Source organism: Gammaproteobacteria bacterium, assembly GCA_028819075.1.
In the GTDB taxonomy this organism is placed as follows: Bacteria; Gemmatimonadota; Gemmatimonadetes; order Longimicrobiales; family Gaopeijiaceae; genus BD2-11.
Genome location: JAPPMM010000018.1, coordinates 115,472 through 136,797, shown reverse-complemented (window position 1 = coordinate 136,797; position 21,326 = coordinate 115,472). Strand labels below are relative to the sequence as shown.

General features: G+C 69.8%; 20 protein-coding genes. 8 read left to right on the top strand and 12 right to left on the bottom strand.

What is annotated here, in order from left to right:
* Positions 1-15 precede the first annotated feature (15 nt).
* From OXU32_04440 to OXU32_04425, 4 genes are all read right to left on the bottom strand, one after another.
* Entirely contained in the window at positions 16-1,092 is a 1,077-nt protein-coding gene (locus tag OXU32_04440) for an isocitrate/isopropylmalate family dehydrogenase (protein ID MDE0073218.1), read from the bottom strand.
* Positions 1,085-1,780: a zinc ribbon domain-containing protein gene (locus OXU32_04435; protein ID MDE0073217.1), complete on the bottom strand. Its 696-nt coding sequence runs from the start codon at positions 1,778-1,780 to the stop codon at positions 1,085-1,087. Before OXU32_04435 ends, OXU32_04440 begins: the two co-directional genes overlap by 8 nt.
* A complete protein-coding gene (locus OXU32_04430; GenBank protein MDE0073216.1) occupies positions 1,777-2,895 on the bottom strand; it encodes a tetratricopeptide repeat protein in 1,119 nt (372 codons plus the stop codon). Before OXU32_04430 ends, OXU32_04435 begins: the two co-directional genes overlap by 4 nt.
* A 231-nt stretch (positions 2,896-3,126) precedes the next feature.
* Positions 3,127-3,396, bottom strand: coding sequence for a hypothetical protein (locus OXU32_04425; protein ID MDE0073215.1), 270 nt, complete (start codon positions 3,394-3,396; stop codon positions 3,127-3,129).
* A 74-nt stretch (positions 3,397-3,470) separates the two neighbouring features.
* Between OXU32_04425 and OXU32_04420 the strand changes: the two genes are divergently transcribed.
* The 8 genes from OXU32_04420 (at position 3,471) to OXU32_04385 (ending at position 12,662) form a co-directional block, all read left to right on the top strand.
* The gene (locus OXU32_04420; GenBank protein MDE0073214.1) at positions 3,471-5,123 is read left to right on the top strand and encodes a hydantoinase B/oxoprolinase family protein; all 1,653 of its coding nucleotides are present in this window, start codon (positions 3,471-3,473) and stop codon (positions 5,121-5,123) included.
* 3 nt (positions 5,124-5,126) lie between these two features.
* Complete coding sequence (locus OXU32_04415; GenBank protein ID MDE0073213.1) at positions 5,127-5,534, top strand: hypothetical protein; 408 nt, start codon at positions 5,127-5,129, stop codon at positions 5,532-5,534.
* A complete protein-coding gene (locus OXU32_04410; protein MDE0073212.1) occupies positions 5,531-7,408 on the top strand; it encodes a hypothetical protein in 1,878 nt (625 codons plus the stop codon). The genes OXU32_04415 and OXU32_04410 overlap by 4 nt, the downstream gene beginning before the upstream one ends.
* Positions 7,409-7,508: 100 nt before the next feature.
* Entirely contained in the window at positions 7,509-8,396 is an 888-nt protein-coding gene (locus OXU32_04405) for a hypothetical protein (GenBank protein MDE0073211.1), read from the top strand.
* Positions 8,397-9,038: a DUF4129 domain-containing protein gene (locus tag OXU32_04400; GenBank protein MDE0073210.1), complete on the top strand. Its 642-nt coding sequence runs from the start codon at positions 8,397-8,399 to the stop codon at positions 9,036-9,038.
* Positions 9,035-10,366 (top strand): DUF4350 domain-containing protein, encoded by a 1,332-nt coding sequence (locus tag OXU32_04395; GenBank protein ID MDE0073209.1) that lies wholly within the window; start codon positions 9,035-9,037, stop codon positions 10,364-10,366. The genes OXU32_04400 and OXU32_04395 overlap by 4 nt, the downstream gene beginning before the upstream one ends.
* Positions 10,363-11,310: a MoxR family ATPase gene (locus tag OXU32_04390; protein ID MDE0073208.1), complete on the top strand. Its 948-nt coding sequence runs from the start codon at positions 10,363-10,365 to the stop codon at positions 11,308-11,310. Before OXU32_04395 ends, OXU32_04390 begins: the two co-directional genes overlap by 4 nt.
* Before the next feature lie 38 nt (positions 11,311-11,348).
* A complete protein-coding gene (locus OXU32_04385; protein MDE0073207.1) occupies positions 11,349-12,662 on the top strand; it encodes a DUF58 domain-containing protein in 1,314 nt (437 codons plus the stop codon).
* A 7-nt stretch (positions 12,663-12,669) separates the two neighbouring features.
* Here the strand turns inward: OXU32_04385 and OXU32_04380 are convergent, their stop codons facing one another.
* The 8 genes from OXU32_04380 to OXU32_04345 form a co-directional block, all read right to left on the bottom strand.
* The gene (locus OXU32_04380) at positions 12,670-14,421 is read right to left on the bottom strand and encodes a stage II sporulation protein M (protein ID MDE0073206.1); all 1,752 of its coding nucleotides are present in this window, start codon (positions 14,419-14,421) and stop codon (positions 12,670-12,672) included.
* A gap of 8 nt (positions 14,422-14,429) precedes the next feature.
* On the bottom strand, positions 14,430-14,852 hold the full coding sequence (locus OXU32_04375) for a PIN domain-containing protein (GenBank protein ID MDE0073205.1): 423 nt from the start codon (positions 14,850-14,852) through the stop codon (positions 14,430-14,432).
* A complete protein-coding gene (locus OXU32_04370; protein MDE0073204.1) occupies positions 14,849-15,112 on the bottom strand; it encodes a ribbon-helix-helix protein, CopG family in 264 nt (87 codons plus the stop codon). The genes OXU32_04375 and OXU32_04370 overlap by 4 nt, the downstream gene beginning before the upstream one ends.
* Positions 15,113-15,239: 127 nt before the next feature.
* On the bottom strand, positions 15,240-16,055 hold the full coding sequence (locus OXU32_04365) for a DUF3108 domain-containing protein (protein MDE0073203.1): 816 nt from the start codon (positions 16,053-16,055) through the stop codon (positions 15,240-15,242).
* Positions 16,052-16,798, bottom strand: a complete 747-nt coding sequence (locus OXU32_04360) for a glycosyltransferase family 2 protein (GenBank protein MDE0073202.1) — start codon at positions 16,796-16,798, stop codon at positions 16,052-16,054. Before OXU32_04360 ends, OXU32_04365 begins: the two co-directional genes overlap by 4 nt.
* A 92-nt stretch (positions 16,799-16,890) precedes the next feature.
* Positions 16,891-17,838 carry a lysophospholipid acyltransferase family protein gene (locus OXU32_04355; protein MDE0073201.1) on the bottom strand — a complete coding sequence of 316 codons (948 nt, stop codon included), beginning with the start codon at positions 17,836-17,838 and terminating at the stop codon, positions 16,891-16,893.
* An 18-nt stretch (positions 17,839-17,856) separates the two neighbouring features.
* Positions 17,857-19,713, bottom strand: coding sequence for an ABC transporter ATP-binding protein (locus OXU32_04350; protein ID MDE0073200.1), 1,857 nt, complete (start codon positions 19,711-19,713; stop codon positions 17,857-17,859).
* Positions 19,710-21,305: a bifunctional response regulator/alkaline phosphatase family protein gene (locus OXU32_04345; GenBank protein ID MDE0073199.1), complete on the bottom strand. Its 1,596-nt coding sequence runs from the start codon at positions 21,303-21,305 to the stop codon at positions 19,710-19,712. The genes OXU32_04350 and OXU32_04345 overlap by 4 nt, the downstream gene beginning before the upstream one ends.
* Positions 21,306-21,326: the final 21 nt, after the last annotated feature.

Sequence of the window (21,326 nt, the reverse complement as noted above, 5' to 3'; positions counted from 1 at the left end):
GGCGTGCCCTATGGCCTATGGCCCGCTGAGCCGGTCACATATGGCTCCCCCGGCCGCCGCAGTCGTGAGCGTACCACCCAGATCCGGGGTGACCTGGCCCTCGGCGAGGGCGAGCCGGACGGCACGGTCGATGTCTCCGGCGACCGCGTCGTGGCCCAGGTGGCGGGCCATGAGAGCCGCCGAGCGGACAGCGGCGACCGGGTTGGCCCGTCCGCTGCCGGCGATGTCCGGAGCCGAGCCGTGCACGGGCTCGAACAGGGCATGACGCCCGGGGTGCAGCGTCCCCGAAGGCGCCATGCCGAGCCCCCCGGTCACTTCCGCGGCAAGGTCGCTGATGATGTCTCCGAAAAGATTCGACGTGACCAGCACGGAGTAGCGTCCCGGGCGGCGCACCAGATCCATGGCCATGGCGTCCACCAGCATGACGTCGCTCTCGATCTCCCCGTATTCGGCACGCACGTCGTCGTACGTCCGGCGCCAGAGCGCGCCCGCGGCGGGAAGGGCGTTGGCCTTGTCGACCATCGTCACCCGGCGGCTCCCCTCGGCGCGCGCGTACTCGAAGGCGGCCCGCACCAGGCGCTCCACCCCCTTGCGCGTATTCACATCCTCCTGGATCGCGATCTCATCGGGAGTGCCCTTCTTGAAGTGCCCGCCCATGTTCACGTAGGCGCCTTCCGTACTCTCGCGGAAGATGTCGATGTGGATCCCGCCGGCGGGAACCTCACTCAGCGGGCAGTAGCGGGGATCGAGCAGCTCGCAGGGCCGGAAATTGACGTAGAGGTCGAGGCGAAACCGGAGTCCCAGGAGTATGTCGCGGATGTGGCGGTTGTCGGGCACCCGGGGATCTCCCAGCGCGCCCAGAAGAATGGCGTCGTAGTTGTCCGCGAGGCGGCGGATTTCGTCGTCGGTGACGGTCACGCCGTCGCGCAGGTAGCGCTCGGCCCCCAGGTCCCAGTGGACGAAGTCGACCGCGGCGCCGTGCAGATCGGCCGCCGCCCGAAAACAGCGTACCGCCTCACGGGTGACGTCAACCCCGATGCCGTCTCCGGGAATGACCGCAACCCGCGCCGCCCCGCCCCCAGCCTCACGCACGCCGGGCGCGCCTCCCGCATCCGACGCAATAGGACCATTCGGCTTCCACCCTCATCCCGCATGCGGAACATGCGATGATGCGCGCGTCCTGGCCGCAGAACGGACAGAAGCGCACCCCCTCGATGTCCGGCAGTTCCCGGTCGCATCCCGAACACACCTGCCCCGCCGCTGCTCCGTCATCGGCCTGCGCCCGGGCTGCCGCGGGCGCGGTGATCCCGGGCGCCGCGTCCGGCTCCCGCTCCGCCACCGCGAGCGTGTCCTGATCCAGGACGTTCGAAGCGGACGTCTCGGTGTGCCCGGGGCCACCATCGCGCGCCGGCAGCCGGCTCGGGTTGAGACGAACCCCCACCGCGGCAAAATCTCGATACAGCCCCGTGTTGGGAAAGCGGGCCTCCAGTTCGGCCTGGATCTCTTGCCGTGCGGCCTGCGACTCCAGCGCCAGGTAGTCGCCCTCGCCCGCCAGCAGGCGAAGCAGCGCCTGCTCGTACTCGGCGCTGGTGGCGATGTCCATGGCGTTCCGGTGGCTGCGCCAGGGAATGAGGTTCTGGTAGATCTCGGCAACCGTGAAGCGCGAATCGAGGTACTCCGGCCACTGTGTCCGAATCTCGCGCACGAGGGCGGCGAACAGGCGGCCGGGGAGATCGGAGGCGGTCACGGGGTGGTCGGGGCCGGTCGTCGGGGGGGTCATCCGGCGGGAGCGGGACCATCGTCGACGCGCTGCATGAGCCCGGCCCGGAGCGCCGCCGTCAGAAAGCTCTCCGGATCCACGATCGGGATTTGGAGGCCGAACTGCTCCCGCCAGCGCTCGGACAACCGCCGCATGTAGTGGGAAACGGTCTCGTGCGAGAATCCCGCGTCGTCACGCATCTGGCGTACGATCTCGTGCCAGGTCCCCCGGAAGGGCCGGCCCTCGCGGGTACGGAGGTGGTGCGCTTCGCGATCCGCGAGCGGCGCGTTCTCGAACAGCTCCAGCTGCTGGTGGTCGGTCACGGACTCGACGATGCCGGAGGCCTGCGCCTCCACCTCGGCCAGCAGCCGGTCGAGCGGATCCGAAAGGCTTTCCAGCTCCCGCAGCCGGGCCTGCCAGGGCTCCATGCGCGCATCGTCTACCGGGACGCCCCTCAGGGAAGCGTTCAACTCGATCACCCGCCATACCGCCCGCGAGTCCCAGTGCTCGGCGGGGGGCACCTGTTCGAACTCGCGCATCGCTCCTTCCCGGTCGGCACGGTCGTACAGCACATGACCCAGGAAGATGCGGGCCTCATGCAGTTCCGGGGCGAGCCGCAGCGCGCGCCGGATGTGGCGGGTCGCCTCGAGCTCGTTTCCGGTGCGCTGGAGCGCGTACCCGAGCGCCGCAACCGCCTCGGCCGAGTCCGGCCTCGATGCCACCAGTCTGGCAAACGCGTCGCGCGCTTCCACGTACAGACCCGCACCGTACAGAGCCCGGCCCATCGTCAGCATGAGGTCCATGTCCGCGTCGTAGCCGAGAGCCTCCACCTTCCTGAAGAGCCTGAGCGCGCTCTCCTTCTTTCCGAACCGGAGGAGCAGCTCTCCCATTCCCACCAGGGCGTCCTCGTGATCGGGATCCAGGATGAGCGCATGCTGGAAGCTCTCGCGGGCCCACGCATACTCCTCGCGCGCGAGCCGCGCGTATCCCATGCCGACGTACAGTTCCACGGCATTGGGATATAAGGAAAGGCCCTCCTTCAACATCTCGAGGGCCCCTTCGTAATCGCCTTCATCGTAGAGCTTGTATGCTTCCTCATCGTATTCTTCAGAGCTCAGGAACCGCTCTTGCATCATCCGCATCCTCCCGATGGAGATGTGGGGCGCTTCCGGAGTGCCCGCAGGATGGCCGGTTCGGACCAGGGTCTCGCAGGCGCGAGCGCGCCCAAATCTAACCTGGGGCCCATACGGCAACCAGACTCCGGCGGTGTCCGACGGAGCGGCGCGCGGCAGAATTGTGCGGGTTGAATGAGAACCGGCACAGATTTGCGCCGGTGTGCCGGGCTGCGGTATTCTCGGGCGCCCGGACTACTCCTGGCCGGCGGGAGCGTCGGAGTTGCCGCCAGTGGTGATTGTGGCGGCGCCGCGGGCTATGGCGGGCTGGCAGAAGCGCATGCCGACGGCGTGCAGAAAGCGCAGTTCGTGTGCCGCGAGAGTCGGATAACGTTCCCCGAGATAGTCGATGGTATCGTTCATCCACTCCGTCTGGTCGGCCTCGCTGGCGTCGACCACGCCACATCGGTTGATGTGACTGAAAAGCTCATCCCTGGCTCGATCCAGGAGCTTCGAATCCGACAACTTCACCTCCTTTTGCCATGCATGACGACATCGCCGACCCAAAATCCGGCGGAAAAGCCCAGCAAGGTTACGCTGTGACCGCGAGCGGTGCAAATCCGGGCGGGATCTCCGGCGTTCGTCCGGACGCCGTGACGCTCGAGATCTTCCGGCAACTGTTCGCCGCGCTCGCGGAGGAGATGGGGGCTGCGCTGCGGCGTTCCTCCTTCTCTCCCAACATCAAGGAGCGCCGCGACTATTCGTGCGCGCTCTTCACGCCGGACGGCATCGCGGTCGCGCTCGGAGACCACATGCCGGTCCATCTCGGCGCCATGCCGATGAGCGTGGAGGCCGCCCTCGCGGAGCTGGGCACCCTCGAGGACGGCGACATCGCGTGCCTCAACGATCCCTTCAGGGGCGGGACCCATCTCCCCGACATCACGCTCATCGCGCCCGTGTATTCGCGGCCCGACGGCGTGCTGCTGGGCTACGTCGCCTCGCGGGCGCACCACTCCGATGTGGGCGGGATGACGCCGGGGTCGATGCCGCTGGCCCGCGAGATCTACCAGGAGGGGCTGCGCATCCCTCCCGTGCGGCTCTTCGTGCGCGGAAAGCGGCGGCACGGGCTGTGGGACACCATCATGGCCAACGTGCGCACCCCGGTCGAGCGCGCGGGCGACCTGCAGGCGCAGATCGCGGCGCTCTACACCGGACAGGTGCGGCTGCTCGACCTGGTGGAGCGGCGGGGCAGCGGGGCGGTGCTGGGCGCCATGTACGAGCTCGTCGCCTACGCCGACCGCCTCCTCCTCACCGGCATCCGGCGCATGCCCGCGGGGCGCTTCGAGGCGGAGGACTTCATGGACGACGACGGGTTCGGACACGGTCCGGTGCCCATCCGGGTGGCGATCGAGGTATCGCGCGACGGGCTGGTGATCGACTTCGCGGGCACCTCGCCCCAGACCGAGGGCGGGATCAACGCGGTGGCGGCCATCACCTCGTCCGCGGTGCGCTACGTGGTGCGCTGCGTGGTGGAGGGGCTGCTGGGCGAGGAACTGCCCGCGGGGGGAGGGTCGATGACCTGCGTGGAGCAGCGCCTTCCGCCGGGCTCGCTTGTGAACGCGCACCTGCCGGCCAGCGTCGCCGCGGGCAACGTGGAGGCCAGCCAGCGGATCACAGATACGCTGCTGCGCGCCTTCGCGGAGGCGCTGCCCGATCTCGTGCCCGCGCTCAGCCAGGGGACCATGAACAACACCACCATGGGCGGAATCGACCTTCGCGGCGAGAGCTTCGCGTACTACGAGACGGTGGGGGGCGGGATGGGCGCCGGTCCGGGCCGTCCCGGGCTCTCGGGGGTTCACTGCCACATGTCCAACTCGCTCAACACGCCCGTGGAGGCGCTGGAGCACGCCTATCCCTTCCGGGTGACGCGCTATTCGCTCCGCCGCGGCAGCGGGGGGCGGGGGCGGTTCCGCGGGGGAGACGGGCTGCGCCGCGACATCATGATGCTCGTGAACGGGGGGTCGACGCTCCTCTGTGAACGGCGCACGCGCGGTCCGGCGGGGGCGCGGGGCGGGGAGGACGGGGCGCCCGGGATCAACACGCTGATCTCCGGGGACGAGGAGCGGATCCTGCCGGGGAAGACCTCGTTGGAGGTGAAGGCGGGGGACATCATCAGCATCCGGTCGCCCGGCGGCGGTGGCTGGGGACCTCCCGACGACGCCGCGGATCGATCGCCCGGCGCCAAGGCGTAGGGTATGGAACTCTACCTTTCGCTGGCCTGCGACTCGGCGCAGCAGGCTTCCTCCGGAACCCGGATCGACGTCCAGGGCGCCTTCAACGACCTGTTCGCGCCAGGGTTCCCGGCGGTCCAGAGCCGCATGGTGATCGTGGCGGGCATCGAGTGGGACCGGAGCGACGACGGCAGCTATCGTTTTCGGGTGGACCTGCTCGATCCTTCGAAGAAGCCGTGCCTGACGGTCGAGGGCGAGACCCAGGTCGACCCGCGCGCTCCCGATCGGCCGCCTGCCCGCACCTGCCTGATCATGCCCGTGGAGAACGTGGTGTTCCCGGTTCCCGGGAGATACCGATTCAGCGTGCGCGCAAAGGGACGTGTCTTTAAAGGGTCGGCGCTCCACCTCTTTCGCGACCCAGACGCCGCATGACCCTGCCTGAACGTCGATTCGCCTTCGCCGATCTGATCGCCGAGTTGCGGCGCAGGCGGGTGGTGCGCTTCGCCCTGGGATACTGCGCCGTCGCCTTCGTGCTCCTGCAGCTGGGCGAGATCGTCCTTCCCGCGTTCGGCATGGGCGACACCGGGTTGCGCATTCTGGTAGTGCTCGTCGTGCTCGGTTTTCCGCCCGGCGTCGCGCTGGCCTGGGTGTACGAACGCACCAGGGACGGGATACGGCGGACCCCCGACAGCCCGGCCCAGGGCATCCTTCCGCGCGTCGCGTTCTTCGTACTCACCATCGGGATTGCCGGCGGGCTGGCGGGCTGGCTCTCGTCCAGGGGCGCCTTCACGTCCGGGGAGGGGCAGGAGACGATCGCGCTGGAGGTCTACGATCCCGACCAGCCGATCACGTCGATCGCCGTGCTGCCGCTGGAGGACTTCTCCCCGGACGCGAGCGAGGCCTACTTCGTCGCGGGTCTGCAGGAGGAGCTGACCGCGAGCCTCGGCCAGCTCGAGTGGCTGCGAGTGGCGTCCCGAACCTCGGTCATGCAGTACCAGGGCACGACCACCTCCGCGCCGGTCATCGGACGCGAACTTGGAGTCGACGCGCTGGTGGAGGGGTCGGTGACCCGCGCGGGCGACCAGGTGCGCATCACACTTCAGCTCATTCACGCCGCGAGCGACTCCCACATCGAGACCTTTCGGTTCGACCGCGAAATGACCGACGTGCTCGCACTCCAGAGCGAAGTGGCGATGGCGGTGACATCCGGGATTCCGGGGAGGCCCGGCCAGCAGGGGGAGGTCGCGCTGGCCGCGGCCAGCGGGCCCAGCGGCGATCCGGCAGCGCAGGAGGCCTATCTGAGGGGACGGTACGAGTACGGGCTCGGCACGGCGGACGGGTACCGCCGGGCGGTGGAATACTTCCAGGAGGCGCTGCGCGGCGACTCGGGCTTCGCTCCCGCGCTCGCGGGCCTGGCCGGAGCGCGCTTCCTGGCCGCCATCGAAGGCGGCTTCCTGGATGCCGGGGAAGTGGTGCGGGCAAGCGAGGAAGCCACCCGCGCCCTGGCGCTCGATCCGGGTTCCGCCGAAGCACGGGAGGTGGTCGACTTCCTCGAACGCAGCCTCCCCCGGGAGCCTGCCACGGAAGGATTCGCGATTCCGGCGCCAGCACAGCTTGGAGCCGGTTCCCCCCGGGTTCCACTGGCCGAGCTGGATACCACCTGGGCCGTGGCCACGACGGAGATCGGCCGCGGCCTGGAGGACGCCGTGAGCCGCCGTATCCTGCAGACGGCGCGCACTGATGCCGGGCGCCAGATATTCGTGGCGCGGCGTCTGGCGGGGGACGGGCGTATCGATTCGGCCATCGAGGTGCTGGAGACGTTGCTGATCGACCATCCCAACGTTGGCCCGGTGTGGGAGACGCTGGCGCGCATGCGCGCGTCCGCGGGAGATGTCGCGGCCGCGGTGGCGACCATGCGCCGCTGGAGCACCTACGGGTGGCCGGAAGCGCCCGGCGCGCAGGCCGTCGACCAGCTCGAGCAAGCGGTCGCGTCCGGTGGCACGGCCGGGTACTGGACGTGGCAGCTCGACCGCCTCCACGCCATCCAGGCCGAGGGCCGGCGGGTTGCGCCCACCTCTCTCGCCGAGGCGTCCCTCTGGGCCGGTGACAGCGAAGGCGCCCTCGATCAGCTCCGGGAGGCACTCGAGACATCTGATCCCCGGCTCATGATGTTGCGCACCGATCCCGCCTGGGACCCCATCCGCAGCGACCCGGCATTCGCCGAGATCGTTCGGGAGGCGCGGCGCCGTTTCGCGGATTCGGAGCGGCCGCAGCGCCCTGGACGAGGCCGTCCAGGCCCCGGGTAGGGGAAGGCGGGATCGCTTGCCTGCCTTTGGCGGATACGTTTGATTGCGCCGATCGGGCGCCACATCCTGGGGGCGGAAAGAGACCGGACCGGAGAAATCGATGTCGGCAATCCCGTTGCGGCCTCTGGACTTCGGGGAGGTTCTCGACCTCGGCTTCGGACTCTTCCGGCGCGACTATCGGCTCTACATGCCGCTCGCCCTCGTCGGGCTGGTGCCGGCAATGGTGGCGACGGTGATCCCGACCGCGTCCGAGATCGATGCGGACGTCATCCTGGCCGACCCTGGCGCGGTTCTGCCGTTCTTCGGACTCATGGCCGTCGGCATGGTGTTCTCGCTGCTGACCTGGGGGGCACTCGCGGCGGCCATGGACAACCTGATGGGCGATCGGCCGGCCTCGATCGGGAGCAGCTACACGCGGGCGCTGGCCGCCCTTCCCCGGCTGGTGGCCGCCGGCGCTCTTGCCTTGGCGGTCCTGGGGGCTGCGATCTTCACCCTGGCTTTCCCCATGGTTGCGCTCGTGGCCTTCGCCGGGCCCGCCGATTCGCTCGCGGGCGCCCTGATCTCGTCCTTCGTGATCCTGGCGATGGCGGCAGCAGTCGTCGGATGGTGGGCGACGCACGTCTTCATGCTCGTGCCCGCAACCGTGGTCGAGGGGCGCGGACCGCTCGCGGGCCTCCGGCGATCCTTCGAGCTGGTGCGGGGCAGCCGCATGCGCACCTTCTTCGTCGTCGTGGTCACCTGGTTCATCACCGCCATGCCCGGCGTGGCCGCGTACGCGCTTGCGGGCTCGGCGGGAGACCTGTTCGCGGCCAATCCGGCCCAGACCATCGGCCTGGCCCGGTTCTGGGTGATCCAGATCGTCGGACTGGGCTTTCAGTCGGTGACCACTCCGCTGATGATGGCGTGCGCCATGGTGCTCTTCACGGACCTGAAGGCGCGGAGCGAAGGGACGGATCTCGAGGCCGCCGCCCGCGCGATGGCGGATTGAGTGTTCCAGGAGCAGCTTCCTTCCGCCGAGGAGGTGTCGCGAACCCTCGCAGACATCCTTGCGGGACCGGAATTCCAGGCCTTCGAGGGTGGGTTGTCGAGTCGCGTGCTGGCCGAGCTGTGGGTGCGGTTCTGGGACTGGGTCCGCGGCATGTTCCCTGGCATTTCGGAATCACAGGCCGAACTGCTGACCGTCGTCGTCGCGGCCGTCTGCCTCGGCGCCGTCGCCTACGTTGTGCTGCGCGCGCTGCCGCAGACGGGTCCGCAGTCGGCGCGGCGTGATCCGGAAGCGGTACCCGACGAGCGCCGCACCGCTCGGGACTGGCTGCGCATCGCCGGCGAGAGAGCGCGCGCCGCGGAGTACCGGCACGCCGCCACGGCACTGTATCAGGGATTCGTCCTCACGCTGGAGCGCAGGGGCGCGGTGGGTTTTCATCCGTCCAAGACCCCCGGGGAGTATGCGCTGGAGGTGGCCGGGGGCGGGGTCATCGACGAACGCGAGAAGGCCGAGACCGCCAACTTCATCCGCTCCTTCCAGGAGCTCGCCTTCGGCCAGGAGACCCCCACTTTGTCCGGCTACCGCGGTCTCGAACGGTTGGCCGGGCAGGCAGGGTGCGAAGGGGCGCCCGAGGCGGAGAGGTGACCTCGGAACAGGCTCGGCCGCGCGCCGGGACGACCGGGCGCGGTGACCGGCGGCCGCGAGGGTCCACTTCTCCCGGCGCCGGCTGGGGAGTTCTGGCCGCGATCGCGGTTGTCACGCTACTCCTCGTGGTGACGGCGTTCGCGCTGCGCCCCTCGGGCTCCTCGGCCCGAGACGTCCGCCGCAGCGCGCTGCGCGCCACGCCCGACGGGGTCGCGGCGCTGTACCGGTCGATCGCGCGCCTGGGAACTCGCACCGCGACCCGGGTGACGCCGCTCGTCGACGCCGAGCCCCTGCGCGGGACCCTGGTGATGCTGCAACCGGTGCGGCGCCCGAGCCCGCGCGAGGTCCACGAGCTGCTGGAGTGGGTGCGGGACGGGGGCACCCTGATCCACGCCCCTCGGCCCGCGTCGCCCATCCTGGACTCGCTCGGACTGGTCCGGCGCACGCTCCTGGAAGACGGCGACTCCGCGGAGGCATCGGGCACGTCGCCGGGTGCGGAGTTCGACGACGGCCCGCTTTGGAGCGGGGATCACCCCCTCACCGAAGGGTTGCCGGTGGCCCGCGCAGCGCGCTACGCCATCGCGCCCGACACCGCCTCTGCGGAGAACGAAGAAGAGGACGAGGCGGACGCGGACGAAGAGCCAGGGCCCGATCCCGTGCCCCATCATCCCCTGCTCCTTTCCGCCCCCGACTCGGCCGGCCATCGCTGGGCGGTCGCTGTCTCGATTCCGCTGCGCGAGGGGCGCATCGTCAGCTTCGCCGACGCCGCTCCCCTGTCCAATCGCTTCGCCGACGAGGCGCCTCTGGCCGTTCTGGCGGTGCGCGCGGCCATCGCCTGGACGAGCCCGGGGGATTCCGTCTTCTTCGACGAGTTCAGCCAGGGACTGGGGGCGTCCCGCTCCCCCGCGCGCGCCACCGTGGACTTCCTCGTCGGCACGCCCGCCGGCAGGGCGTCGCTTCACCTGGGCGTGGTCGTTCTTCTGGCGTTCTTCTGCGCCGGACTCCGCTTCGGCGCTCCGCTGGCCCCGGCCGGCGGCCCCGGGCGGTCCGCGCTGGAACACGTGACGGCCCTGGCAGCGGTGTACGAGAGCGCGCAGGCCCGGGAGACTGCGGCAGTTCTGATGCTCGGACGGCTTGCGCGCGCCGCGCATCTCCCGCCTCCCCATGACCTGCGGGACGCCGAGCGTCTGCTGGAGCGACTGGAGAAGCGGACCGCGCGCCCCCGCGCACTCAGGCTCATCCGCCGGGGCCTCGAGGCCAGTCCCCTGGACCTTGTTCGGGTCGCGCAGGGCATCGACAACCACACCCAAGGGAGGATCCCCGCATGAATTCGCCGGATCCGGCGCTTCGCCTGCTCGCCGCCCTCGACCAGATCGTGCTCGGCCAGGCCACCATGCTCAGGCAGATGACGATCACCCTCCTCGCCCGCGGACACGCGCTCGTCGAAGGCGTCCCGGGAACGGCGAAGACCCTGGCGGTGCGCGCGCTCGCCGGCGGGCTGAGCCTGGACTTCGGCCGGGTGCAGTTCACCCCGGACCTGATGCCCACCGATCTCACGGGAGTGAACGTCCTCGACGGCTCCGGACGCGACTTTACCTGGCGGCCGGGGCCCGTCTTCGCCGATCTGCTGCTGGCCGACGAGATCAACCGGGCGCCCGCCAAGACCCAGGCCGCGCTGCTCGAGTCGATGGAGGAGCGGCAGGTCACGGTGGATGGGGTAACGCGTCCGCTTCCGGAGGCCTTCACGGTGTTCGCCACCCAGAACCCGGTCGAATACGAAGGCACCTACCCGCTGCCGGAAGCGCAGGTGGACCGCTTCCTGATGAAGATCTCGGTGGACTATCCCCCGGAGGAAGCGGAGCGCCGCATCCTCGACCGCCACGACGCCGGCTTCCGGGCGGACGACCAGGCCACCTATCCACTGGGCGAGCCGGTGTCGCGGGAGGAGCTGCTGGCGATGCGGGACACCGTGAACCGCATGCACGTGGACGAGCGCATCCGCCGCTACATCACCGACATCGTGCGTGCGACGCGCGGGGAATCGGTCTTCGCGCTGGGGGCGAGCCCGCGCGCCGGCGTGGCCCTGCTTCAGGCGGCCAAGGCCGAGGCCTGGCTCAGCGGCCGGGACTTCGCCATTCCCGACGACGTAAAGGCGCTGGCCTTCCCGGTCCTCCGCCACCGGGTGGTCCTCACCCCCGAAGCGGAGGTGGAGGGACGATCCTCCGACGACGAGGTGGCGGCTTTGCTCGAGACGCTGGAAGCGCCACGGTAGCAGCCCGTGGACGAACCCTCCCCGGCATTCGAGCGGCGATGATCCGCGCTGTCCCGAGCCGGCGCGCCCTCTGGCTGCTCGCGCTGGCTTCGCCGCTGCTGGCGGTGTCGGTTCCGGTCGCGCTGCTGGTCGATCTGGTCATCGGGGGGCTGATCCTGCTGGACGCACGCCGGACGCAGGCCCCCGAAGCGAGGCGGCGGGCTCCCGAGGTGGCCTCCCTGGGCACGTTCTGGGAAGTGGTCGTCACGGTCGCCAACCCCACTCCGCGCGCCGTCCGCGTGATGTTCACCGACGACATCGACGCGAGGTTCGAGCGCCGTGGCGCCCGGCGGAGCGACGACGACTGGAACGCGGGCGTGCGACTGGCAGTGCCCCCCGGGGGATCGGTCTCGCGCTCCTACCGGATGCGGCCGCGTGGGCGTGGCTTTCTCGAGCTCGGCGACATGCATCTGCGTGCGCTGGGCCCGCTCGGACTCGCATGGACGCGTGTCACGGTCTCGGCCACCGACGTGGTGCGCGTACAGCCGGGCATTCGCGACTTCCTGCGCGACAGGAAGCACAGCCTTCGCCGCCCGCTCCACGAGATGGGACCCCGCCGCACGCGCATGCGCGCGGAGGGGACCGAATTCGAGAGCCTGCGAGAGTACGTGAAGGGGGACGATCCGCGCACCATCGACTGGAAGGCCTCCGCCCGGCGCCGGCACTTCCTGGTGCGCAACTACCAGGCGGAGCGCGGACAGCACCTCGTCCTCGCCATCGACGCGGGCCGTCACATGCGCGAGACCATCCTCGACCGGGAGCGGGCCGACATCGCGCTGGCCGCGAGCATGCTGCTGGCCAGCCGCGCGCAGGCCTACGGGGATCGCCTCGGCGTGATGGTCTTCGACGACCGTATCCGCCACCTGTCGGCGCCGAGGCGCGTGAACCTTCCGCGGCTTGCGGAGACGCTCACCGGGGTCGAGACGCGCCTGGTGGAGCCCAACTACCCCCTCGCCATGGCGACGCTGGGGCGAACCTTCAGCAAGCGTTCGCTGGTGGTGCTCTTCTCCGACGTGATCGACGAGACGGTGTCGCGGGCCCTGGTTCGCTCGCTGGGCCGGATCGCGCGCGCGCACCTCCCGCTCGCCGTGACCATCGGCAACCCGGGGCTGGCGGAAGCCGCCGGCCAGTTGGTCAGAACCGACGCCGACGCGTTCCGCCGGGCGGCCGCCGCCGAACTGGTGCAGGCGCGTGCCCTGGCGCTCCAGGCCATGCGGCGTTCCGGAATCCTCGTGGTGGACGTCCCGCCCGCCGAGACGCTCGCGGCCACGCTCGACAAGTACATGGAGGTGAAGGAACGGGGATTGCTGTAGAGAATCCCTACGCCCGATTCGCCTCCCTCCGCCCGCCCAGGGCGAAATAGACCGCCAGCAAGACCGCCGTCGCTCCACCGAACGCGAACTTCGCGGACGCCGGCAGGCCGGACGGGGAATAGAAGCCCTCGACGACCCCCGCGACAACGAGCAGTCCGACGACGCCCGCCAGGAGCGAGAGCGCTTCCCGGCCTCGCGCCTGCAGCGCCGCCCGGCGCGTGCGGCGACCCGGCGCCAGGACGGCGGATCCGAGCCAGAGCCCGGCGCCGCCCGCCAGGCAGATGGCGGTGAGCTCCATGAAGCCGTGCGGGAACACGAACGCGAGAATGACCCCCAGCAGCCCCTCGTTTGCGTACAGCCCCAGCACGGTGCCCAGGTGCACGCCGTTGAACACCAGCAGCAGCACGGTCAGCGATCCCGCCAGAACCCCGCCCGCGAAAGCCAGCAGGGCAACCTGCACGTTGTTGGTGATGAGACTCGTGGAGGCCAGCGGCATGAGCGTGCCCGGGATGTCGACGTATTCGGCGTCGATGTCTCCCGCCGGGGTCGACTCCGCCCGCTCCAGCATGGCCGACGAAGTCATGTAGCGGGCCAGGACCGGATTCGATCGCACCAGGCCGAACGAGATGCCCATGGGGCCGAAGAGGAGCAGGACCGCAAGCAGGATGGGCCGGTGATACGTCCTCACCGCCTTCGGAAAACCGGATGCCATCCAGCGGCGCACCGACACGATGGACTCCCCGGTCACCCGGTAGAGGAGATTGTGGCCAGCTCCGGCCCAGCGTTCCAGGCTGCGCAGCACCGACGCGGGAGCGCCGTAGGTGCGGGCGCGCGCCAGGTCGGCGGTCATCCCGCGATACAGACGCCCGAAGGTCCTGAGCTCCGTTTCGGGAAGCCGCGCGAGTCCGCCCCTGCGACTCTCGCGCAGGAGTTCGCCGTACCTGGCCCATTCCTGCCGCTGCTCCCGCACCAGGGCGGCGGCCTGCAGTCCCCACACACCGCCCGCCGCCGCCCGGCGCGGCTCCTCCTCGTCGTGCAGCCGCACCAGGAACTCGTCGGCCGACACCGTTCCGAGAAGGGAATGGCCCTCCACGGCCGGGCGGATCGCCTGCAACACCGCGCTCGCGACCGAGTGCAGCGCCTCGGGCGCCAGGTCCGCGCGCCGGCGGCGATAGTTGGTCAGGAGCTCGAACTGCTCGGCCGAGAGCAGCGGTCGGCCGGCCGCCGGGGCGGCCGAGGCTTCGGGCCAGGCCACTTCGTCCGCGCCACCGTCGCGCACCACGATGGTGTCGGCGGCCAGGTCGCCCAGTCGCTGGGACCTGCCGGTGAGCATGATCACTCCCCCGCCCAGCACACCCGTCACCGCCGGCTGGAAGTCGACGATGCGCAGCACGTTGCGGATCACCGAGCCGCGCACCGAGAGAGGTTGGCCGCTCGAGTGGAGCACCCGCAGGCGGAGGGCGCGCTTTCCGGGCGTCTGGCCGTCGCGCAGCAACTCGAACAGCAGGAAGTATCCCCATTGCAGCACAAAGAAACCGAGCACCACGACGCTCGCCGCCAGACTCTCGCCCAGGGACAATCCGCCCCGCCGCAGCAGCGCGCTGGCCATCGCGAGCAGGATCAGGCCGCCCACGATGATCGCCATGTCGATCAGCAGAGCAGCCAGGCGCGAGCCCACGTCGGCCAGCTCGTAGTCCAGCCGGACGTGCTCGGGGGTCTCCAGCCGGAGCCGGCGCCCCGTTGGCGGCTTCTCCGACACTGCCGCGCTTATCCGGGTGGCTCCGCGAACGAAAGAGGGACGCGCCGGTGGCCGCGCTTCACGCGGTAGGACGCGAAGCGCCGTCTGTCCAGGGTGAACACCCTGTGGATCCTGTGGCCCTCCGCCGTGGCCACGATGGAGGCGTCGGCAAAGTCCATCGCCATGTCCGCGTACCGGTCCATGAGCTGGAAGCCGCGCAGCAGGCATTCGCCGTCCATCGGCAGAACCCGGAGCCCGCCCTGCCGCACGAACTCCATGAGCCTGGGCGGACCCTGACTCCCCGGGCGCAGCAGATGGAACGCCTCGGTCAGCACCGGCGCCGTGGTCACCAGCTCCTCGTTCAGCGACTCCAGAATCGCGACGCAGTGACGGTGGTAGTCATCGGTGGGAGTGAACAGGGCCACCAGCGGTCCGGTATCGACCAGAATCACGATGCGTGCCTCCGCCGGATCACGAGCACCACCGCCTGCTTGGCGCGGAAGGCGGGCGCCAGAGCATACCCGCCCGACCGCGGCAGGGGGATCTTCCGGAAGACGTCGTACGGGCGCGAGGTGGCTTCCCTGTCCAGCTCCGCCGCCAGGGTGCGCAGCGCCTGCCGGATCACCTCCGAAATGGACAGGCCGGTCCGGTCCCGCAGATCGGCCAGGGTTGTCTCCCCTTCCCGTCCGAGACGCACCGTCCGAGTTGCCATTCAGATCATCGCTCCCGGCCGAACGAAGGACCTCGCGAGCGAGGATCGGGCCGGACCACGGAGGCCGGCCGTGCCCGCGTATTACGAGTGTAATACGGTGGCGCGGCCGCAACAAACGGGAGTGGTGCTACGGCGGCGTCATGCCCGTGGTGTCGCCGGGCTGGGGTTGCCAGGCGGGCGGGTTGGTGAGGTGCAGGGTGAGGCTGCCGACGATCGGGATGCTCGACCTCATGTACACGAGCGCCCGGCGGTCGTCGTCGCTGAAGTACAGTTCGGCCCTGCCGCCCTGGCCGAAGAGGCCCCGGGTGCGGATGATCGGCTGCACCACGATGGTCTTGAAGATGCCCGCGGGGACCTCCTTCTCTTCCTTGCGCAGCACCCGTATGACTACCGGATTGCCCGTGTCCTTGAAGTACCTGTTGAAGGTGTAGACGTCGCCCACCTCCAGCGGCAGGGTGCGGATGAAGTAGACGAAGGAGATGTCGTCGAGGGGCAGGGATGTGGGCAGGTCGCCCACCTCTTCGTCGTCCCTGCGTTCCCAGACCCCGCGCTCCGGGAACATCTCGTAGTGCCGATAGCGCTTCGATCCGACTTCGTTCTGGTCCTGGATGAAGCGAAGGCTGGTCAGCGTGCGGGTGTCGAACCAGGTCTGGAACACGTCGCGCACGCGCGCAAACAGTATGCCGCCGTCTATCCTCATGACGGCACGGTAGGCCGGGGTTCCCCGCACCGCTTCGATGGCGGCAACCTCCAGCGATCCTTCGCCGGCGTCGAGGATTCCCAGCTTGACCTTGTATTCCAGGAACTCGCCCACCTCGAACGGCACGGGGGCCGCGATGGGTTCCGCCGGCCTCATCCAGGGCGCCTGCGCCTGCGCGCGGGCCTCGGCCGGCGAGACGGCGGCGAGGCTCAGCGCGAACGCGAGACCGATCGGGCGTCTCATGATCCCTGCGCGGCGGCAAAGGTTATCCGTCCGCGCGCGCGGCCCAGGCCCCTCAGCGTGCGCCACGCCCTGAAACGCGAACCCCGCACCCGCCGGTTGCGGGGCGCCTCGACCACGGCCTCGGCGACCGCGCGGGCATGGGGAAGCGCACGCCCGAGCAGCTCCAGGTTGCCGGCCCAGCCCTCTCCGAGCCCCAGCCCCTCCTCTCCGGCTTCGCCAAACATCTTCCGGAGGACCACGATGCGATATGCCCGGAAGCCCCCGAACGGATCCGACACCGGCGCCGAGCGGAGCGCCCTTCGCAGCCAGTGGCGCCCGACCCAGCGGGTAAGGCGGGCGGACCGGGTCAGTCCGGGCGGCTCCCCGGCGTAGGCTACGCTCACGACATCCGTACCCCCTTCGATGGTCTTCAGGAGGGGTACGATGCCCGCGGGGTCGTCGCTGAAATCGGCCTGAAGGGTCACGGCCACATCCCGCTTCGGATACTCGGCCCGGCGCGCGGCGTGGCGCAGCAGCTCTTCCGTCGCCCCCGCATACCCCAATCGCTTCTTGCCGTACAGGATCACGAGCGGCACAACGCGCCGATAGCTCGACAGCAGCGAGCGCGTATCGTCGCTGGAGCCGTCGTCGAGAACGAGAATCTCGTAGTCGCGGCCGAAGCCGGCCATGACCTGACGGATCTTCCAGAGAAGCACGCCGATGGTGTTCTCTTCGTTGCGGGCAGGTATGCAGATATAGACCAAGCTGGACTCCGTGACGTCGCGGAACGTCCTCTCGGCGGTGCAAGATCGGTGCCGAACAGAACCGCGGACGGTGGGAACAAACAGGCTGGCGCTTATACCTGACCGCGCGGGGACGGTTCCGGCGGCCGGCCGGAGGCTCGCGGGCGGGACCACCGCCGGTGTTGCCAGAGATACTGGCCCGGATAGCGCCGCACCCAGCGCTCGAGCGCGGCGACGTGCGCGCGCGTCAGCGCTTCCACGTCGCGGGCCGACACGCCGCTCGGTGAAACCGAGACCTGTTCCAGAACGAGATGATGGGGAACGGGGGCCGCCGGATGATGGAGGGCGACACCCAGCACCAGGGGTGCGCCGCTGCGCAGTGAGAGGAGGGCCGCGCCACGGGCGGTCGAGGCCGGCTCTCCGAAGAATTCCACCGGCAGGCCGCGCGCGTGGGCATTCTGGTCGGCGAGCAGCACGACGACGCGGCCTTTGCGGAGCGAGCGGAGCAGGACGTGTACCGTGTCGTTGCGCGAGACCACGTTCATGCCCAGCCGGCGGCGGGCCCGCACCAGTGCACGGTCGAAGAGCGGGTTGTTCTGGGGGCGCACCACCACGTCCAGCGGAAGGCCGCGGCAAGCCAGCGCCCCGCCCCCCACCTCCCAGTTGCCGATGTGGCCGGTCACCAGGATGGCGCCCTCGCCGCGCGCCACCGGCTCCGCCAGCAGCTCCCGCCCCTCCACCCGGGAGAGCGCGAGGATCTCGGCGCTCGTCAGGCGCGCGAGCCGGAAGGTGGTGGCCGCGGTGCGTCCCAGATGGCGGTAGCTCTCCCGCGCCACCCGGGCCCGCCAGGCGGACGAGCGCTCCGGAAAGGCGCGCGCCAGGTTCTCCGCGGTGACCCGGCGGCGGATGCCCAGCACGCTGCCGGCCAGCCATCCCGCCACCGCCCCCAGGCCCTGGACCCACCGTCCCGGAAGCAGCCGCGCACACCCGGCGGCCATGCGGAAGACCGCGTATTCGACCCGGTGTCGGACACGCACGCGCTGTCCCTCAGACGCCCCCATGCATGCTCCCCGCCGGAATCAACCCCGCGCCGCGGCCACTTCCGGAATACGGTGCCCGCCCGCCGGCGACCCGCTCTGCATCTCGTGGAGCCGGCAGTACAGCCCTCCCGCGCGCATGAGCTGGTCGTGATCCCCGACTTCGACGATCCGGCCCCCGTCCAGCACGAAGATCGCGTGCGCGCGCTGAACGGTGGACAGACGGTGCGCGATTACGAACACGGTTCGTCCTTCGCTGAGCCGGTCCAGGGCGCGCTGCACGCGGCGTTCCGACGCGGTGTCGAGCGAACTGGTGGCCTCGTCGAGGATCAGGATCGGAGGATCGCGCAGGATGGCGCGCGCGATCGCGAGCCTCTGGCGCTGTCCGCCGGAGAGTTCGGCGCCGCGCTCGCCGACCACGGTGTCGTAGCCCCCGGGCAGCGCCTCGATGAATTCGTGCGCACCCGCCGCGCGCGCCGCCTCCTCCACCTCCCCCGCCCCGGCCCCGGGCAACCCGTAGGCGATGTTGGCGCGCACGGTGTCGTGGAAGAGCACGGTCTCCTGCGAAACGATGCCCATCATCGCCCGCAGACTGCGCAGCCGGAACCGCCGGATGTCCGTGCCGTCGATCAGGATCCTCCCCGAGGTGACCTCGAAGAACAGGCTGAGCAGATCCACCAGGGTGCTCTTCCCGGCCCCGCTCGGCCCCACCACGGCCACCATGGCTCCGCGCTCTACCACAAGCGAAACATCCTCCAGCACGGGGCTTCCCTCGCGGTAGCCGAACCCTACCCGGTCGAACACGATCTCGCGCTCCAGGCCCGGGAACGGCAGCGCGTCCGGCCGGTCGCGAATGGCCGCTGGCGCGTCCAGGTACTCGAACAGCCTGCGGCCTCCCACCAGGGCGGGCTGGATCATGGCGGGCAGCCTGCTCAGGTACTTGACCGGCCTGTAGAGCTTCGTGCTCAGCGCGACGAAACCCATGAACGCCGGCCCGGTGAGGTCGCCCTGCACGAGGACCAGCCGCGTGCCGTACCAGAGGATGACGATGGTGCCGAGCGCCGCCACCATTTCGGTCACGGGGGCCGCCAGGGCGCGCACCCGCTCCGTGCGCAGGAAGGTGCGGAAGTATCGTCCGGTAAGGGCATGAAAGCGCCCGCGTTCGTAGTCCTCGGCCGCGGACCCCTTCACCAGACGGATTCCCGAAAAGGTCTCCTGGATCCGGGCGTTCACCTCGGCGGCCTGGTCGAGCACGCGGCCGTCCTCCCGGCGCAGCTTCTTCAGCATCGGCCCCCAGATGACCACCATGCCCGGCAGCACGGCGACCGAGAGCAGCGTCAGCGAAGGCGACACCGCCACCATGAGCACCACAACGGCTACCACCTCGAAGGCGGCCGAGATGCCGCGCATGAACTCGCGCGTAAACAGGGTCCGCACCAGCTCGACGTCGTGGGTCAGCCGGGAGACGATCTGCCCGATGCGCGTTCGTCCGAAGAAGACCAGGTCGAGCTCGAGCAGGTGATCGTGCACCTGGTTGCGCAGGTCGCGGGTCACCCCCTGCTCCACGCGCGCCGCCAGCCAGGTCTTCAGGAAGTCGAAGACGTTCTTGACTGCGAACACGGCGAGGATCAGCAGGATGAGCGCCTGAACCGCCTCCTGCGGTCCCGACGCGCCGGCGACGAAGCGGCCCGCGGTGGCGTCCAGCAGCCGGCCCAGCATCCCGTCGCCGACCCCGCTCGAGGCACCTGCCTCCGGCGTCATCAGGACGCTCAGGAACGGGATCAGGAGCACCATCGAGAAGGCGTCGAAGGCGGCGAACAGGATGCTCGCGGCCACGGCCCCCAGGAACACCGCGACGTAGGGACCCAGATACCGCAGGATGCGGAGATACAGCCTCAATCCAGCGTGCTCCGGCCTCGGGGCTGCAGGCGCGCGACCGGCACGATCATCTCCTCCGGCGAGATGCCGCCGTGCAGGAAGGACCCGCGGTAGCGTGACTGGTATTCCCGCAGCTTCGTGGGATACACCATGAAGTAGTCGTCCCGGGCGACGACGTAGGTCGTTCCCATCCGTCCCCCGGGCAGCCGCAGGTCGCGGGCCCGCTTGGTGCTGAAGACGGTGGACCTGCTCGCGGTCCGGAGATCCACCCCGAACTTGTAGCGCAGGTTGGTGGTGGCGTCCTTGCGGGCGTAGATGGTGGTCGGACGGTTGCAGTGGATCGAGCCGTGATCGGTGGTGAGCACCACGGGATAGCCCGCCGTCGCGGCTTCCTTCAGGACCTGGAAGGCGGTAGAGCGTTCGAACCAGGCCCGCGTCAGGTTGCGCAGCGCGACCTCGTCCCTGGCCACCTCCATGAGCACCGGGGACTCGCTGCGTCCATGCGTCATCAGGTCCACGAAGTTGAATACCAGCGCCACCAGCGAGCCCTCGGTGCGCACGGCCGAACGGAAGCGCGCCCGAACCTGGTCGCCTTCCCGGTCGGTGAAGATCTTTTCGTAGTGCAGCGGCACGTCGCGCCCGGTCAGCCGCCAGAGTTGCGCTGCCAGCAACTCGTCCTCGAAGGCGTTCAGGCTCCCTTCGTCGTCGGACGCGTCCCACCAGCCGGGGCGCAGCCGGGCGATTTCGTCCGGGAACAGTCCGCCGAAGATGGCGTTGCGCGCGTAGGGCGTGGCGGTGGGCAGGATGGAGTAGTAGAGCTTCTCCTGGATCTCGAACATGGGGGACAGCAGGGGTGCGATGACGCGCCACTGGTCGAGCCTCATGCAGTCGAGGATCACGAAGACCACCGGATCGGTGCCCAGCAGGGGCGCCACGTGGTTCTTCACGATGTCGGTCGAGAGTTCGGGCCGGGCCGGGCCCGCGCCCTTCACCCAGCGAGGATAGTTGCGGGTGATCCAGGTTCCGAAGTCGTGGCGAAGCTCGGCCATGATCCCGTTGACGGAATCCAGCAGACCGGTCTCTCCCGCCTGATCCAGCCGGATGTGCCAGTCCACCAGCTCCGCATACAGGGAGGCGAACCGCTCATGGGTGCGGACCTCCGCACGCAGCGCCGAGAGCGATCCGAAGCGCGCCGCGAAGTCGCGGGCCACCTGCTGCTGGCGAATGCTCGACCCTTCGAGGATGCGGGTAACCACCGAAAGCACCTGGCGCGGGCTGGTCGGCTTGACCAGATAGTCCTCGACGCGCCGCCCGATCGCCTCGGTCATGGTGCGGTCTTCCTCCGACTTGGTCACCATGACGACGCGGGCATTGGGATCCATCCGCCGCAGGATGGAAAGCACTTCGAGGCCCCGGCGCCCGGGCATCTGCTCGTCGAGCATGACCAGGTCGTAGTGGTTCCGGCGCAGGAGCACGAGGGCATCGTCGCCGTTGGTGATGGCGTCCACATGGTAGCCCCGCTGCTGCAGAAACAGGAGGTGTGGCCGCAGGCGGTCGATCTCGTCGTCGACCCAGAGAACGCGCTTGGCGCGGGTGGAGGGAAGTGGTTTCATTCGTTGGCCGCCTGGCCGCTG